Origin of the sequence: Flavihumibacter rivuli, assembly GCF_018595685.2 — a bacterium.
In the GTDB taxonomy this organism is placed as follows: Bacteria; Bacteroidota; Bacteroidia; order Chitinophagales; family Chitinophagaceae; genus Flavihumibacter; species Flavihumibacter rivuli.
Map to the genome: position 1 here is coordinate 2,667,143 of NZ_CP092334.1, position 15,092 is coordinate 2,682,234.

The 15,092-nt window shown below is 42.6% G+C and carries 15 protein-coding genes and 1 tRNA gene; 6 read left to right on the forward strand and 10 right to left on the reverse strand.

Features of this window, described 5'->3' with window-relative positions; translation table 11 throughout:
• Positions 1–4 precede the first annotated feature (4 nt).
• The 6 genes from KJS94_RS11395 to KJS94_RS11415 form a co-directional block, all read right to left on the reverse strand.
• A complete protein-coding gene (locus KJS94_RS11395; RefSeq protein WP_214448638.1) occupies positions 5–1,234 on the reverse strand; it encodes an alpha/beta hydrolase-fold protein in 1,230 nt (409 codons plus the stop codon).
• Between the two features lie 12 nt (positions 1,235–1,246).
• Entirely contained in the window at positions 1,247–2,251 is a 1,005-nt protein-coding gene (locus KJS94_RS11400; RefSeq protein WP_214448637.1) for an alpha/beta hydrolase, read from the reverse strand.
• A 20-nt stretch (positions 2,252–2,271) separates the two neighbouring features.
• The gene (locus tag KJS94_RS11405) at positions 2,272–2,838 is read right to left on the reverse strand and encodes a GNAT family N-acetyltransferase (RefSeq protein ID WP_214448636.1); all 567 of its coding nucleotides are present in this window, start codon (positions 2,836–2,838) and stop codon (positions 2,272–2,274) included.
• Between the two features lie 91 nt (positions 2,839–2,929).
• The gene (locus KJS94_RS11410) at positions 2,930–3,838 is read right to left on the reverse strand and encodes an NAD(P)/FAD-dependent oxidoreductase (RefSeq protein WP_214448808.1); all 909 of its coding nucleotides are present in this window, start codon (positions 3,836–3,838) and stop codon (positions 2,930–2,932) included.
• A 129-nt stretch (positions 3,839–3,967) separates the two neighbouring features.
• On the reverse strand, positions 3,968–4,195 hold the full coding sequence (locus KJS94_RS18860; RefSeq protein ID WP_501993654.1) for a hypothetical protein: 228 nt from the start codon (positions 4,193–4,195) through the stop codon (positions 3,968–3,970).
• Between the two features lie 90 nt (positions 4,196–4,285).
• Positions 4,286–5,149 (reverse strand): AraC family transcriptional regulator, encoded by an 864-nt coding sequence (locus KJS94_RS11415; protein WP_214448635.1) that lies wholly within the window; start codon positions 5,147–5,149, stop codon positions 4,286–4,288.
• A gap of 944 nt (positions 5,150–6,093) precedes the next feature.
• On the opposite strand from KJS94_RS11415, the gene KJS94_RS11420 reads away from it, so the two are divergent.
• The gene (locus KJS94_RS11420) at positions 6,094–6,729 is read left to right on the forward strand and encodes a PKD domain-containing protein (RefSeq protein WP_214448634.1); all 636 of its coding nucleotides are present in this window, start codon (positions 6,094–6,096) and stop codon (positions 6,727–6,729) included.
• A gap of 1,264 nt (positions 6,730–7,993) precedes the next feature.
• Complete coding sequence (locus KJS94_RS11425; RefSeq protein ID WP_214448633.1) at positions 7,994–8,707, forward strand: hypothetical protein; 714 nt, start codon at positions 7,994–7,996, stop codon at positions 8,705–8,707.
• Positions 8,708–8,817: 110 nt separating this feature from the next.
• On the opposite strand, the gene KJS94_RS11430 is transcribed toward KJS94_RS11425, so the two are convergent.
• Both KJS94_RS11430 and KJS94_RS11435 read right to left on the reverse strand, forming a co-directional pair.
• Positions 8,818–10,116: a hypothetical protein gene (locus KJS94_RS11430; RefSeq protein WP_214448632.1), complete on the reverse strand. Its 1,299-nt coding sequence runs from the start codon at positions 10,114–10,116 to the stop codon at positions 8,818–8,820.
• A 221-nt stretch (positions 10,117–10,337) separates the two neighbouring features.
• Entirely contained in the window at positions 10,338–10,589 is a 252-nt protein-coding gene (locus KJS94_RS11435; RefSeq protein WP_214448631.1) for a hypothetical protein, read from the reverse strand.
• Positions 10,590–10,880: 291 nt separating this feature from the next.
• Between KJS94_RS11435 and KJS94_RS11440 the strand changes: the two genes are divergently transcribed.
• Both KJS94_RS11440 and KJS94_RS11445 read left to right on the forward strand, forming a co-directional pair.
• Positions 10,881–11,549: a sensor histidine kinase gene (locus KJS94_RS11440; protein ID WP_214448630.1), complete on the forward strand. Its 669-nt coding sequence runs from the start codon at positions 10,881–10,883 to the stop codon at positions 11,547–11,549.
• Positions 11,539–12,282 carry a LytR/AlgR family response regulator transcription factor gene (locus KJS94_RS11445; protein ID WP_239804141.1) on the forward strand — a complete coding sequence of 248 codons (744 nt, stop codon included), beginning with the start codon at positions 11,539–11,541 and terminating at the stop codon, positions 12,280–12,282. The genes KJS94_RS11440 and KJS94_RS11445 overlap by 11 nt, the downstream gene beginning before the upstream one ends.
• Before the next feature lie 889 nt (positions 12,283–13,171).
• Here KJS94_RS11445 and KJS94_RS11450 read toward each other — a convergent pair.
• Positions 13,172–13,243, reverse strand: a tRNA-Arg gene (locus KJS94_RS11450).
• A 119-nt stretch (positions 13,244–13,362) separates the two neighbouring features.
• Here KJS94_RS11450 and KJS94_RS11455 point away from each other — a divergent pair.
• Positions 13,363–13,830, forward strand: coding sequence for a VOC family protein (locus KJS94_RS11455; RefSeq protein WP_214448628.1), 468 nt, complete (start codon positions 13,363–13,365; stop codon positions 13,828–13,830).
• 43 nt (positions 13,831–13,873) lie between these two features.
• Positions 13,874–14,524 carry a tetratricopeptide repeat protein gene (locus KJS94_RS11460; protein WP_214448627.1) on the forward strand — a complete coding sequence of 217 codons (651 nt, stop codon included), beginning with the start codon at positions 13,874–13,876 and terminating at the stop codon, positions 14,522–14,524.
• A gap of 97 nt (positions 14,525–14,621) precedes the next feature.
• Here the strand turns inward: KJS94_RS11460 and KJS94_RS11465 are convergent, their stop codons facing one another.
• Positions 14,622–15,089, reverse strand: coding sequence for an SRPBCC family protein (locus tag KJS94_RS11465; RefSeq protein ID WP_214448626.1), 468 nt, complete (start codon positions 15,087–15,089; stop codon positions 14,622–14,624).
• Positions 15,090–15,092: the final 3 nt, after the last annotated feature.

Genomic DNA, 15,092 nt, shown 5'->3' on the forward strand with positions numbered 1-15,092 from the left:
CACTTTAGCCTTTCCTATTAACACTTTCCAGCTCCTTTAATTTCTTTCTGGTCTCAGGCAATTCTTTTAATTGAAGTGCTTTCCTGAAATTTTCAATTGCCTTTATCCTTTCATTTCTTTGAAGGTAATAATCCCCCATACTATCGAACGCATTGGCACTTGTAGGATAATTTTCCAGGTTCAAATAAAAAAACTGGAAAGCCTTTTCAAAGTTTTTCTTGTGCAGAAAATTATAGCCGAGTGAATTGACGATGCTTTCAGAAGGCAATACCGTATAATGCATCAAAGTTGACAAGTGTTGATAATGAGCTATGATGTAGTCAACTGTTATTGAAGTATCATTAAGGTCCTTATCCAACTTGTATCCTTTAAACAGAAAGCGCAATGCATCATAACCCGCAATTAGGGGGACAGAGGCATGATTATCCTCACCATAGAACTTCCAGCTCCATTGCAGCCCTGCCGGTGGGATTTTTTGAAGTATCCGATGGAATTGCACGTTGTTTCTTACATGTATGTTTCCATAAGCTGTATCTTTTGATACCCGTGAAGTATCTATTCCTTTGCTCATGGTATTCGCTGAGGCATAAAAAAGACTTTTATTGCTATAGTCGTTTCCCAACAGTTGGCGTGAAGCATATTTCATTAATGCATGGTTGTCCCACCATACACTTGGGTCTATGGCAACATAGCTGGTAAATAGGGATGGGTGGTTGATCATTGAGTTAAGAACCGTTAACCCGCCTAATGAATGCCCGACAAGCATCCGATAAGGGGTGGTTGCATAAACATTATCCACATAGGGAATAAGTTCATGTTCAATAAAGGCGATAAATTTTTCACCACCGCCAGAGCAACCTAAGACGGCAGTATCCTGTTCACCATCCGACCAGCGAATAGAGTGCGTGGGGGTAAGATCCCTTATCCGGTTGGTGTTGGCTATTCCTACCACAATAATTTCGGGTATTTGGCCAATACTACTTAAATACTGCACCATTCCGGTCATAGAATAGAAAAAGGAAGGACCGTCAAGGAGATACAGGACCGGATATTTGTTGGGACTACTTTTTGTAAAGGATGCCGGTACATAAATCCACAATTCCCTATCCTCTTTTAGTATGGTAGAATGGATAAACTCTTTCCTTCCTGCACCTATCCGGGTGTCATTTTCAGACGAAGTCTGAGAAAAACAAATTCCCGGAAGTACAAACAGGATACAAAAAATAATTTTCATACCAACTTACTATCATTTTCCTAAACATTCATTCATAGAGGATTTTACAATCCTTTCAAACTCCTTCAGCGGCTCCGCACCAGGCATTAAACCTATCAGGCAATGTATCTGCCCCGCAAAACATTTCTCCCAAACCTTAACACCTGCATTTCTTAGTTTCTCGGCATATAATACACCATCTTCCCTAAGGGGATCGAATTCTGCATTGATTATTACAGCTGGTGGCAACCCTTTAAAATCTTTGCCAAGGATCGGAGACACTTCAGGATCATTGAACTGATCCGGGGCATAATTTTCAACTGCGAAATAGCACATTGCTTTTGTTTGGAAGTAGCCCAGGGCATTCTGTTGATATGATACAGATTTCTCCATGTTTTCAGGACGCAGATCAGCAGGCAATCCATTTAATACCTGGAGTTTGATGGGACTACTGGTATTTTCTTTCTTTGCCCTTTGGGTTATCACTGCAACGAGGTTAGCCCCGGCACTATTACCCATCAGTATCAACTGGCTTGTATCGCCTCCAAACAGTTGTGCATTTTGAGAAATCCATTTAAAAGCCTTATAACTATCATCTACAGCTGCAGGAAACCTATGTTCTGGTGCTACCCTATAATCAACTGCAAAGACAATCGCCCCATAGGTTTTTGCATCCTGCCATAAAGAATACTCCAGGCCCTGTACCAGGGGAGAAATGAAGCCGCCTCCATGATAATGAATAATTACCGGCAGATTTTCTTTGTGAAGCGGATTAAACACCAATACTGAAATGCTATCACTGGTAATCTTGAGCCTTTGCACATCTTCCTTAGGGTAGGGTATTAATGGAAATTGTGGATACTTTAATTGCTCTATGGGCGTACTTCTCAACTGCTCTAATGTCTGGTCCTTGTAGCCAACTATTTTAAGGAAATAGGCTATTTGAGGATCTAATACCCTGGTACCGCAAGCTTGGCTATAAGTTCCAACAGCAAAGAGCAGCATTGCAATAGTTAATAATAATGGCTTCTGTTTCATCGCTATTTGTTTTAAGGTTTTCATTTTAGATGATCCTCTCTTAATAATACCCATTCTGATTTCAGCATAGCATATTGAAATTCACTGCACCACTTCCCTTTAAAATAAATGCTCTCGATAAAAAGTCCTTCCTCCCTGAAGCCCACGCTTTTTAGCAACTCAATGGAAGCTATATTCCCAGCATCCACTATCTCGGTAACCCTATTAAATCCTTCTATATTAAATAGAAAGTCAAGAATAGAAGTTAAGGATTCCTTTGCATATCCCCTATTTTGCTCCCTTGGTGAAATCGTAATACCGATTTCACCAATTCGGATGTCATTTATATTAAGCTTGATTGCACAATCACCGATCAATTTCCCTGTGCTTTTTAGCTCTATTCCATACTGCACCCATTGACCAGCTACTCCAAATTTCTTTTCAGCATTTTCGAGAATGAATGCTTTTGCCTCCTCTAAGGTGAAAACGTCGAAGCCCTGGTATTTCGTTACTTCAGGATCTGAACGATAAGAATGGAAATCAATTAAATCTGGAATAACAAGATTTCTGATCTTCAGACGATCCGTTTCTATTGTTAATTGATCCATTGTTATCTGTTTAATTCAACGACAAATGACCTGATAGCACTACTAGATTAATCATTCCTAAAGTGGAGGTTTAATAGGCATGAACCTGAATTCAAAAATCCTCTTCAATCAAGTCCTTGTTTACCATCAAACCTGTTGTTGTTCCCATTGCTACTGCGTTAGCAACTGTTCGCATCCGGGTGGCATTATCACCACAGGCATAAATGCCATGGACTGTCGTTCTATGGGCAGAGTCAATCTTAAGGTACCCTTCCGGTGTAAGCTCGCAACCTAAAGCTTGTGGAATAGAGGAATGCTGTACAAATGGAAGCCTTGTATATATAGCTTTTGCCTGCGCACTGGTCCCATTACTGAACACAATATTACTTATATAGCCAGCCTTGTTTTCCAGCCTTTCTATCTCAGCCTCTACAATATTGATCTTATGCTCTTGTAACTTTAGCAGTTGTTGTGCTGTAATGGTTGATTTACCATTTGTATAAAGCGTAAGGTCATTTGTCCAGTTTGAAATCAACGTGGCTAGTTCAAATGCTGTATCGCCGTTGGCGAAAATGCCTGTTTTTTGATGCCGCACCTCGTACCCATGACAATAGGGGCAATGAAGCACGCTTTTTCCCCAGCACTCAGCAAATCCAGGAATATCCGGCATCAGGTCCTTGATACCTGTTGCGATGACCAATTTCCGTGAAAGGAAGGTTTCACCGCTTAGGATTTGGATTACAATACCATTACTGTTCATTTTACCGGCAGTTGCAAAGCCATCAATAAAGCTTACACTATCGTACTTCTTAACCTCTTGTCGGGCAAGTTCTGCTATTTCTTTGGGCGTTTTTCCATCATTTGTCAGGAAATTGTGTGAATAGGGTGTTTGCCTGTTACATGGATTGCCAGCGTCAATAATTAACACCTTCCTTAATGCCCTTCCCAAAGCCATACCTGCTGCAAGGCCGGCATAACTGCCTCCTAAAATAGTAACGTCAAAAACATTTTCCTTTTTCATCATTTCCTTTGTTAGCTTGTCTATCATTGAAACAGGAACGGATACACCACCGAGAATAATTCCTGCCTGTTTGAGAAAATCGCGTCTCTGTACCATTGGCCAAGTTCCAGACCCATCATGCTTTACCATCTACTTTTTCATTGTGACAGCGTCTTTGAAGCGTCGACCCAGGAAATCGATCAATGGAACACCTATGAACATCATCCAGGGTACCAAAGAAACAGTCAAAATAAAAGTTCGCTGGTATAAGGGCAGCGCTGACAGCTGTTGGCCAAATAGGGAATAAAACAATGTTATGGAAGGATATATAACCATCCAGATTTTGAGGGACATCAGTATTCTTGCTTTTGCTTTCATAATATCATTATTGATTCAAACAGATGATCGAAAACAAAGGTAGAACGGACCAAAGGGGTAGAGTAGGATGGTTATGCAGTTAAATAGGACTTATTTGAAATTTTTACGAAATGCTTCAGGAGACTGCCCGGTGTGCTTCTTGAAGAAACGAATAAAATAGGAAACATCCTCATATCCCAGATGATCGGCAATTTCCTTTACCTGGCTGGGAGTAGCCAGTAAATATCTTTTTGCCTCCAGCAGGATTTGTTCATTTATAAGGTCAGATACCGTTTTTCCAACTGAAGCCTTTGTAATGGCATTTAACTGGTATGAAGAAAGATTCAACATATCGGCATACTGGGAAACATTCTTCATGGTCCCAATGTTTGTCTCCAATAAGCGGACCAACTCCTCAAATCTTTCCCGGGTATAGCTATTTGACGTTGCCGGCATTCCATTAGGGTTGGAACTTTGCCTCAAAAACTCGATGAAAAAAATACTTAAGCTGGCTTTAATAACCTCAAGATAACCATCCTGCCGATTTGTGAATTCGTTGAAGATTTTGGAAAGAATTGTTTGCAAGCTATTGAACCTTGCAACTTCTATTTCACAAAAGTTTTTACCAATCACTTTCTTCCATCGCTGATCGGAAAGGGAACATCCTGAAAGAATAAAGAAAGGGTCGAATTCCATTAAGAAACCTGTGCTTTCTGCTGTCAACTCAAGTTTATGGACCTGACCAGGACGAAGTAAGAATATTGTCCTGTCGTGGACCTTATGTGGTACAAAATCGATCTCATGAGAACCATTTCCCTCCTCCACCATCAATACGAAAAAGAAGTCATGCCTATGAAGTTCATGAACTAAATCCTTCCCATTTAACACATCCCTCAGGTTGCGAATGCTAAACAGACCAGTAGTTCCCTGATCTATTGAGGTATGGGCAATATGCCTGACCGGAATTGATTTCATTCCTTGTAAAGGTAATGATTAGACCCAAACACCGATAGGTAGCCGGTCATCACCCTTGCCAATACTGAAAATTTGGAGAAGCGGTATTCAAGGGAAACCAAGGCATTTTTCTACATCCAACTAAAACAAATAAGGCATTACCATCTTACAAGAGCCTTACCAGACAAAGCAATCATAATGTATGTGACCTTACAAAAGGGAGCTTTACAACCTGATTTTCCAAACCTGATTGAACCTATAAACCATGCTCCCACCTTCACCATTAACGGGAAATATACCCATTCAAGTACCTGTAAAGAGCTGATCACCTGGAAATTAGTCTCATAGGATTTACTAAAACAGGTTTTACTCTTCTTGCAATTTCCCCATAGAGGACTGATCGAATTTATCCTGATTAACACATTGGCAACTGAGGGATTACGGGATTTGAAAAGTGAGAAAAACCTATTGGCCAATGTAATTCTAACAGTTGCGGGTCACCCAAGAGTACATTTGGAATAGCGGGAGAAAAGTTTAATTTACTAGTGGCATTTTGACCAATACCATTGAATTTTCGGCTGCATTAGTGATTTATGAAAGGACTTTACCAGCACAATGAAACAGGACCTTTATACGTAGACATAATTCCCGCTTTCCAACCTATTGAAGATGACTTTTAGCATCAAATTATTTTGGAATCAACCGGCCCCAAAGCCCATTATTATCCTACATTCCAATATCCCAGTAATCAAAGGCTTAATTCCCAATACCGTCAAGCCTGATTATAAAAGCCCTGTTCTCTTTACACACCTCAATATAGCTTAACAGGAAAGAACATACAACTCCCTGAAGGGTATCCTTTTATAAGATGCCCACCCAAGGGGTTTTTACGTTATTTACTTGATGACCAGTTTGAACTGAATAAAATAGTTTATCCTTCATTTCATCATATAAACCTTAAGACTATGAAAAAGTATTTTTCAAGCTTGTTAATCGTTGTTTTAGCAACCTGTTTCGTTGGTTGTGAAAAAGACCCCATTACACCTCCCAAAAATCCTGATCCCATCAGTGCCCCGGACCCAGTTCCACCAGTTACCGGTAATTCCGACTCGAAAGTGGGTGCCGGTGGCCTTCTTTATGTCATATTACCTAATAATGAGACCTTTCTTAGTGGAAGCTATTCAGAATGGGTGCCAACAAAAAAAACATTTAAGTGGAAAAAAATAGCAGGACCCGATAGCTATCAACTCGCCAGTCAAAATGAGATGAGTACCCAACTGACCAACCTGGTAGCAGGGATTTACCAATTTGAGTTTTCAGTTTATGACTATCTGGGATTATACGGGAAAGACACCGCTACCGTGGTGGTAAACTCATTATCCGCTAAACCACAGGAATTGCAATTTGCCAACCAGACCTGGATATTCCCCTGGTACAATTCAATTGAAATAAAGGGCTTTTTCGACATAGTGTCATTAGACAAGGTTTTCAAAGTACTTATCAAGAGGGATAATAGCGACGCCTGGATAGATGTGCCATTTTACAGCCCCAACCCAACAACAACCAACTATGATTTCTTTGTTGAAACTCGCGTCAACTGAGCGGGCATGTACAACAAAGGCAGTCTCTATATAAGCTATTATGGAACGGACATTTCTGACTCACCAGATATCAGGATCATTTACTGAAAATCAGTTAAGGATTAATTCACATGACTAATTCCTTTTCCCCTATTGGCGGCACGATATCAATAAAAGGAAGTATTGAACTTAATCAATGTCCGATAACGAAGTCCACCAATAAACCTTTTGAACATGAAACAACAACCCTTTTCATTTATTACCAAATTGGACATACCTGATTTATACGTCAAAAGCAAGGATTCCGCATCTACTTACCAGGGAATAGTATAAAATACAACAATCAAAGCATTACCTGTAAATGATATGCGCAATGGTATTCAACACTTCAATCAGGACAATTATCTTTTTGTAATCGTTATAAAGGAATAGTTCGATAGTTTTATTAATGTTGACCATCATTGATACATTGACGGACAGAAGACCACTGGACAGATCGGTATTGCGAAGGATTAACGTAAATCCAACAGCGATACCGATCTGGATTTATAAACCAATGCACTTCACCAGTGCAGCATGAACCGATTTTTTATATTGGACCGGAATGCTGAAAATATACGAGTAACCAAACTGGCTAATAAATAAACGCGGGTATTGATCGGAATTCCCGTAAAGTAACAGGGTGGTGTCCCTATCACAGTACTATTCTTCGCCATGTTTACAAAATAGGTAGTGCATACAATACCTACTAAAAGCATCCCATTTTGACCTTATTGCACACCATTAATTTAATAGGATTATTTCCCATAGGTGTAATCATTCCTTTTTATTTCATGTACTGGTAACTATAGTTAGCCAGGTATTAATTCTAAAACTCCTAGCAACTTCAGGTACCGATAGCATCATCATCAGTTTTATCTGGAACAGATTAAACCTTTGATTTTGGGTGATGACCGAAAAGAAGAAATTGCTCTGGAATGTTTAGCCGACATACCACAGCCAAAAGAATCAAATAGGATTAAAACAAGTCAATTACCAGGCAAATATCTAATCATCATTCGACACAATCTCTCACATCAAGATAATTTCGAATCTGCAGACTGACAGTTGAGTAGAGTATGAAATCATTTCTGCGTGTAACTCTGGCATCACAACCTCAGCTAAATCCTTTGTCAATTACATCGGAATAATTTTATGGCAACTATATACCCGGGAATCATTGGTAGCATGAATCGAAAGGTTCCCTGGATCGAGGTATTGTATTCATCATTCTAAAAAATTAAAGATGCAAAAAGTTTTATCACGCCTTGCTCCTGTATTGCTTTTACTTACAGTTTTTAGCTACAGCAGCTGCCAAAAAGAGGATCAGGATTCCTCGACAAGTACTGAGGAAAAACCTGGACAAATACCTGGCATGGGCAATGATCCCCGTCCACCGGAAGGTCCTCTATTCACTTTGCCGCCTGGGGTATCGCTGATAGGTAACATTACTGGCCAGGATGATGGTCCGACTGCTTCTGATTGTGTGTATGACGGACAGGGAACTAATGTGAAGGTGAAGATGATCTTGCAAAATGATTCCATCGGCGCACCAGCAACAATTGAATTCCCACCTGGACTAGTTATCACTGCTATCACGGATGGATTTCAAAACGGACTCCTAATGGAAAGAATCGTTGTAGTCCTTCCACCCCGCCAACCTGGGGGTAACGCACCGAAATGTAATGTTACACTGATGCTCTCCTGTCTGAATGCACAAGACAAGCCCTCCACAGAAAGTGCGATCTATACATTCGGTCCGGTTACCAGTTCATCCCTGATCAATGATTTTATTAGCAAGCTATCAACGAAAGAAATATTGTACAGCAAATTCCCACCAACTGATCCGGACTGGAACCTGAACCAGGAGTTTATCCAGGATGCGCTGTGGAACCTTACAGATGGAAAAGGGTTGACCAATGCAGATCTGAAACACATACAGGACTTGCCCAACAAATAACATTAATTGAGGTCCTGGGTATCCTGCTATATAACAAAAGACCGGACCTGCGTTATACTTTTAAACGCCGGCCGGTCTCTTTCATAGGCCCATTACGGGAGGTTAAGAGGCTAATTTGACCTGGTAACCATAAATTTAACTGTCAATGCTTTTTGACGGGGGCCGCAGAGGCCATCATTCAAATATATAGGACCCGAAAAACTACCTTCAGCAGTGCCACCTACTTCAGGCCATTTGGTGATCTGGAGATTGGCCGGAGAATATTCTACTTCCCCGGTTTGATCGCACTTAAAATAAGAATGGCCATAATTTGGTCCGGATCCGGTAAGCGAGCCAATGATGATGCCTGCTTTTCCTGGCAGGATAATTTGTCCGCAAGGGAAAGAGCCCGCACTGGTTGCATTAACGGTTAGTGTCATCTCATCACTCCCATCACTACCCCTCACCACGATAGCACCACCCATTCCAATGGCGGAGACTTTATCGCCCAGAAAACCAAAAGGCACACCGTCGAGGGTTCCCGTCATGTAGTTTTCGCTGACAATTAACCTGCCGAAGAGAATCATCTTCCCTGTATTCCGAACGCCACCCGGCGCGGAGGGATCTTTAATAGCATTAAAGCCTTCTGCTGCTACTGTGATCGTAACATTCATCGGAGCTGGGACGGTGGAGGGTGCAGTATACAATGCAGTATAAGCAAAACTCTTTGATCCGGATTTGTTTTCCTGGATCGAACCCCTTCCCTCAACGATCTTCCAGTTACCAAGAGCCGTCAGTCGGGCATCATCCTCCAAGCTAACCCCCAGGTAGGCCAACAAATCATCATCTCCTGCGCTAACTATCGAAAGCCTGGACTTCTCGCCCGGTTTCAGCAATTCTTTTTCCACCTTCAATTCCAGACCACCCGTTTTGGTCCAGTCACTGAAATGGGTGGTTTCAACTGTAAGGGTCTTTGATAGTTTATTTAAACGCGTGGGTTCCACTTTCCAGGAGCCATCCTGCTGTTGCCAGGCAACCGTTAACAGATCTTCACTGACCGTATTCAAATCATCCTCATTATATGCAAAGGTCAGGGTTACCGGCTTATCAAAACTGACACCTTCCGGTAAGAGGCGATAGGCCAGCCGATTTTCTTTGCCTTCGTAGAGCGTATTGGTAATTGGCTGAACCACAAAATCAGTATTTGCAGCTATCGCTCCCTGCGGCACTGTTACCGTAAGTTGCCCATCGGTACTGCTAAGTACTCCACCGGCAGGACCGATAGTTGCGTGGTTGGCCAACCCCATTGCCATTCCTTTTTCCGTCTTGATCCTCCCTTCGCCCTGGCGGATCATTTCATTGGACTGTTTGCTACAAGCCATCATTAATAGACCAATGGTCAGGCAACAAAAAAAGTGTCTTTGTTTCATATTGTTTCAGTTTTATGAAGATGAAAAGATGATTCATGGAGTGATCGGACGGGAAGCAGGAAGTAAGGAAATCCTGTTTATGATGATTGCGCAGGCACTGGAACAGGACGCTAAATTAGCCCCCTAATTAATGTGTCATAAGTCATAAAGCCCGGATGACACAACAGTATCCTGAAATGCATTGGCATCCCACCGAAATGCATCAATGAAATGGATTGGGACTACAGACTTTTGAAGGAAGGAACATCCATCGGAAACGCAAAAACAGCCTTGCTTGTAGAATTCATGTTTGAAATGATGGATTTAGTGCCTGAAGTGATGAGATTATAACAGGAACCTGAATCAATGGCCAGTACTTTTACAAAAAGCGCATCATGCTGATCAGCGACAGGAAAATCAGGATGTATGGACAAATATCTTTTGCCATCATCTATTTTATTTTCTTCAATGCATTTATGTTTTTCTATCCTCATAAAAGTGGTGGATTACTGCTGATGCAAATGGTGGCTGCGACCATTTTTTTTATCCTTACCATCTGGGAGCCTACAAGATGGGTAGTATTGTGGGTAAGAAAACATTGGAGAGGATCAGAAAACAACAGCCGAAGAAAATGGATCACCCTATCGATACTGGTTCCTTATGCTGTTATTATGAGCATGACCCGGATATATCTCGAAAACTGGCTGATATGGGAACTCCCTGTAAAAAATATCAGTTTCTGCTTTTCCATAATCGGGATCAATCTTCTTTTTATACTGGTACAAGTGACACTGTATGAAAGCCTATTTTTTGTAGAGAAATGGCATATCGCGCTGATGGAAGCAAAGGAACTGAAGAAACTCAATTTACAGATGCAGGTGGATTCACTGAAAGTGCAGATCCAGCCTCACTTTCTATTCAATTCCCTGAATACCCTGGTCGGACTGATCGAAATGGATCAATCCAGGGCGGTCCGCTTCACCGAGGGACTTGCTCATGTATATCGATATTTACTTGATGCCACCAACCAAACCGTGATTGGCCTGGCAGATGAGCTCAGGTTTACAAAGAACTATTTTTTCTTATTGAAAAACAGGTACCCCCATGGGCTCTACCTGGACATCGAACTTGAAGAAGAATCGCTCGACCAGTACCAGGTGCTCCCCCTCAGCCTCCAATTATTAATCGAAAACGCGGTAAAGCATAATGTCATTACCAGAGCAAGGCCGCTGTATATAAAAGTAACCATAAATAAGGAAGATCAATGCATTATCGTACGCAACAACCTTCAAAGAAAAAATAATCCTGCACCTACGGGTATGGGGCTGGCGCATTTAGGAAAGAAACTCATCCTGCTCAACGCCGGCAAACTAAAGATTGAAGAAAAAGAAGGGATCTTCTCAGTGATTATCCCGCTGATGAAATCAAGCAAGTATGAGTGTATTGATCATTGAAGACGAAATCATCGCGGCCCAGCATCTGGAAAGCATGTTGAAGGAACTGAACCCTGGTATCCGTGTACTAGCCGTATTGGATAGTATAGAAGCCAGTATCCAGTATCTCAGTGAGCAGCCAGCTCCCCAGCTCATTTTCCTGGATATTGAACTAGGCGATGGACAGAGCTTTGAAATATTTAAAAAGATCAATGTAGAGAGTCCAATTATTTTTACAACCGCCTACCAGGAGTATGCGCTCAGGGCCTTCAAACTCAATAGTTTGGATTATCTCCTCAAACCGGTGGATAGCGGAGAACTCAGTGCAGCACTTGAAAAGTACAGCAAGCTTCATCCGGGGACGAACCAAATCAGTTCATCCAAGTTATTTATGGCTATAGAAAGTTTTGAGCGAAGCAAGAAAAGGTTTTTGACGAAAAATGGCTCGCGCCTAAGTTCGGTATCTGCCGATATGATTGCCTATTTCTTTACCAGAGATCGCCTGCAATACATCAAGACCTTCAGCAATGAAACCCTCCTGATTGACAAAAGGCTTGACGAAATTGAAGCAGAACTCGATTGTACTAGCTTTTTCAGGGCTAACCGACAGTTTATCCTGAATTATAACAGTATTGAAAAAATAAGTACCTGGCCAAGCGGAAAACTTAAAGTAAAAGTTCAACCTGAATCCTATGAAGAAATCATAGTAAGCAGGTTACGCGCTGCTGCATTTAAGAAATGGCTTGGCGAATGAAGCTTAAAATAATTACCCATCCATGCTAAGAAAGATTTTTCAAAACAGGTATATTTAATAGCAAGCGGGAAGAAAAAAAAGCATTACTTACCAATAAATGATTGTAGTGACAATCTTTATTTCGATACTGTTCATTTGAATAAAGTGTATAGATGCGTACTGGTTGGTGAATACAGATCTATACAGGAAGAACAATAATTGAAATCGATCAAGCACGCATCTTGGAACTACGTGTGCCGGATGCATCTATGTAGGTACAGGGTGTGCAGCCAATTTCGAATTTAGCGAAAGAAATCCGGCACCGAATGGATATAGGAAGCGCAAGTCATTGAAAGTAGCAAGGCACGACGCCGGTGTGTTATGGAAAACTAAATCAGGCATGCTTGCAGCTACTTTTGACGCACAAAATATTTTACAAATAAATCTTGCAATCCCATAGTGTATGTATAAACGTTTTGTTAGAATTGCCTCCTTATACATTTGCCTGCCACTTATGGGGCGAAGTCAAAATATAACTCATGACGGTGAGTCATTTGTTCCCACGACTTCCTAGGGCATTTCCCTAACACCGGTTATAATGTCAAAAGCAAAATTCAGTGGTAATACTTCTAAGTACAATATTAATAGCAATCTACAGTTTTGTGAACGGAACATCCCAATTTGATATTTGTGACGAGCCGCTTTTGTCTGGGGATAATGAAACCTCCGGATCTTTCACCGGGCTTGAATTTTCTTATATTCTCTTGTCACGGAGTGAATAAACGAAGTGTGATTTCAAACTAAAGTGTGCATACAACCTGATGCAATCGCACCTGGGTTAAAACTTCAAAACCCTCCCGGGTTATTACACCTGAAAGGGTTTTGAATCATTAATTTCTATTTCGAAGAGTAGCCTCGACAGGAATCGAACCTGTATCTAAAGTTTAGGAAACTTCTATTCTATCCATTGAACTACGAGGCCAGGACTATTGTCCAACACCGGTGGCTGATTTCCACCAGCGAGCCGCAAATTTAAGGGATTATCCTATTCACCGCAAGCTCTGCCAAGAAAAGTGTAGATTGAAGGAAATTGACCGCCATATGAGATTATTAAGCATATGTTTCGCACTGGTACTATTCTTTCTTTCACCCCTCTCTGGCCAGGCCCAGCAAAAGGCCGGGGCCGGCATCCGCATCAACCATATTGCCCTGTATGTGAAAGACCTCAAGGCCAGTGCCGATTTCTATACCGGCGTCCTGGGGCTCGATACCATTCCGGAACCCTTCCATGATGGCAAGCATGTATGGCTGGCCATCGGAGATTATGCCCACCTCCACCTGATCGCAGGGCGCAGCCAGGAGCCTGTTCCCGGCAAGAACAGCCACCTCTGCTTTTCTTCATCCAGGCTGGACGCCATGATCAAGACCCTGGAAGCCAGGAAAATCCATTACGAGGACTGGCCGGGCAAGGCCAATACTGTTACCCGGCGCGTGGATGGCATCCGGCAGATCTATATCCGGGACCCCGATGGCTATTGGGTAGAAGTGAATGATGATTTTAACCAGTGAGCCCATGCCCCAAATTCCTATCTTTGCGGTCCATTTTTGAGCTATGAAGTTGTACAATTTTGTTATCCGTTACAGACTGTTACTGGGCATCGCCTTTCTGGCCATTGCCATTGTCACCAATATATATGGCGGTTTCTGGCCTGCCTTCCTGCCCTACCTGATCGGCGCCGTACTGATCTTCGGGCATTTCTTCTTCGGTCCCATGCGACTGATCCAGGAGTATATGGAAGCCGGTGATATGGACGGTGCGGAAAAGATCCTGAACTCCATCAAATACCCCAACCTGCTCTATAAACCCATCCGTTCGGTATTCTATACCCTGAAAGGGAATATTGCCATGATGAAGCAGGATTTCGATGGTGCCGAGAAGATGATGAAGAAGGGCCTCGACCTGGGTATGCCCATGAAGGAAGCCGAAGGCGCGAGCCTGCTGCAAATGGGCATGCTGGCCATGCAGCGCAGCGATATCAAAGGCGCGGAAAAGTATATCCGTGCGGCCCTGAGCAAGGGTCTGCCTGATAAGGAGAATGAGGCGGCTGCTTACCTGCAGCTCTGCAGCATCATGATGACCAAGCGCGAATTCCGTGCCGCCAAGGATATGTTCCGCAAGGCCAAGGCACTGAAACCCACCACCCCGCAGATCGTAGACCAGATCAAGCAGGTGGAGAAGTATATTGCCCGTATCCCGGGTTAAGAGCGTATTTTTTTGCCACCAAGGCTCGAAGGCACAAAGATTTCACCAAGACGTCTTTGTGTTACTTCGAGCCTTCTTGTCTTTGTGGCCTCCCACACTACCCCATCTTCCCGAAGAGCTCTTCCACTTTTTTAAACCGGTAATCAAATATCCCATCCAGCTGGCGGCGCACGAAGAGGCTATTGGCCAGGTCGCCCAGGAAGCCCAGCGGGATCTTGTAATGCACAATATCCGTCATCTCCACCCCGCCATCGATCTCCCGGAAATGATGCTGGTGGTGCCAGAGGGAATAAGGCCCGAAACGCTGTTCATCCACGAAGAACTTCCCTTCCTCCACATGCGTGATCTCCGTCATCCAATACATAGGGATACCCAATACCGGGCTCACCTTGTATTCAATGATCTGTCCCTGGTACATACGGGGACCATGATGCTTCGAAATGATATTGAACCCCATATGCGAAGGGGTGATCGCCGCCAGGTTGGCCGGGCTGGAAAAGAAATCCCAGGCTTTCTCCAGGGTAACAGGGATCTTTTGTACGGTCTTGAGTGAATGAACTGCCATATT

Bases quoted from the DNA above. Each gene is read 5' to 3' on its own strand.
- KJS94_RS11395 (WP_214448638.1), bottom strand. From the start codon at position 1,234: ATGAAAATTATTTTTTGTATCCTGTTTGTACTTCCGGGAATTTGTTTT.
- KJS94_RS11400 (WP_214448637.1), bottom strand. From the start codon at position 2,251: ATGAAACAGAAGCCATTATTATTAACTATTGCAATGCTGCTCTTTGCT.
- KJS94_RS11405 (WP_214448636.1), bottom strand. From the start codon at position 2,838: ATGGATCAATTAACAATAGAAACGGATCGTCTGAAGATCAGAAATCTT.
- KJS94_RS11410 (WP_214448808.1), bottom strand. From the start codon at position 3,838: ATGAAAAAGGAAAATGTTTTTGACGTTACTATTTTAGGAGGCAGTTAT.
- KJS94_RS18860 (WP_501993654.1), bottom strand. From the start codon at position 4,195: ATGAAAGCAAAAGCAAGAATACTGATGTCCCTCAAAATCTGGATGGTT.
- KJS94_RS11415 (WP_214448635.1), bottom strand. From the start codon at position 5,149: ATGAAATCAATTCCGGTCAGGCATATTGCCCATACCTCAATAGATCAG.
- KJS94_RS11420 (WP_214448634.1), top strand. From the start codon at position 6,094: ATGAAAAAGTATTTTTCAAGCTTGTTAATCGTTGTTTTAGCAACCTGT.
- KJS94_RS11425 (WP_214448633.1), top strand. From the start codon at position 7,994: ATGCAAAAAGTTTTATCACGCCTTGCTCCTGTATTGCTTTTACTTACA.
- KJS94_RS11430 (WP_214448632.1), bottom strand. From the start codon at position 10,116: ATGAAACAAAGACACTTTTTTTGTTGCCTGACCATTGGTCTATTAATG.
- KJS94_RS11435 (WP_214448631.1), bottom strand. From the start codon at position 10,589: ATGAGGATAGAAAAACATAAATGCATTGAAGAAAATAAAATAGATGAT.
- KJS94_RS11455 (WP_214448628.1), top strand. From the start codon at position 13,363: ATGAGATTATTAAGCATATGTTTCGCACTGGTACTATTCTTTCTTTCA.
- KJS94_RS11460 (WP_214448627.1), top strand. From the start codon at position 13,874: ATGAAGTTGTACAATTTTGTTATCCGTTACAGACTGTTACTGGGCATC.
- KJS94_RS11465 (WP_214448626.1), bottom strand. From the start codon at position 15,089: ATGGCAGTTCATTCACTCAAGACCGTACAAAAGATCCCTGTTACCCTG.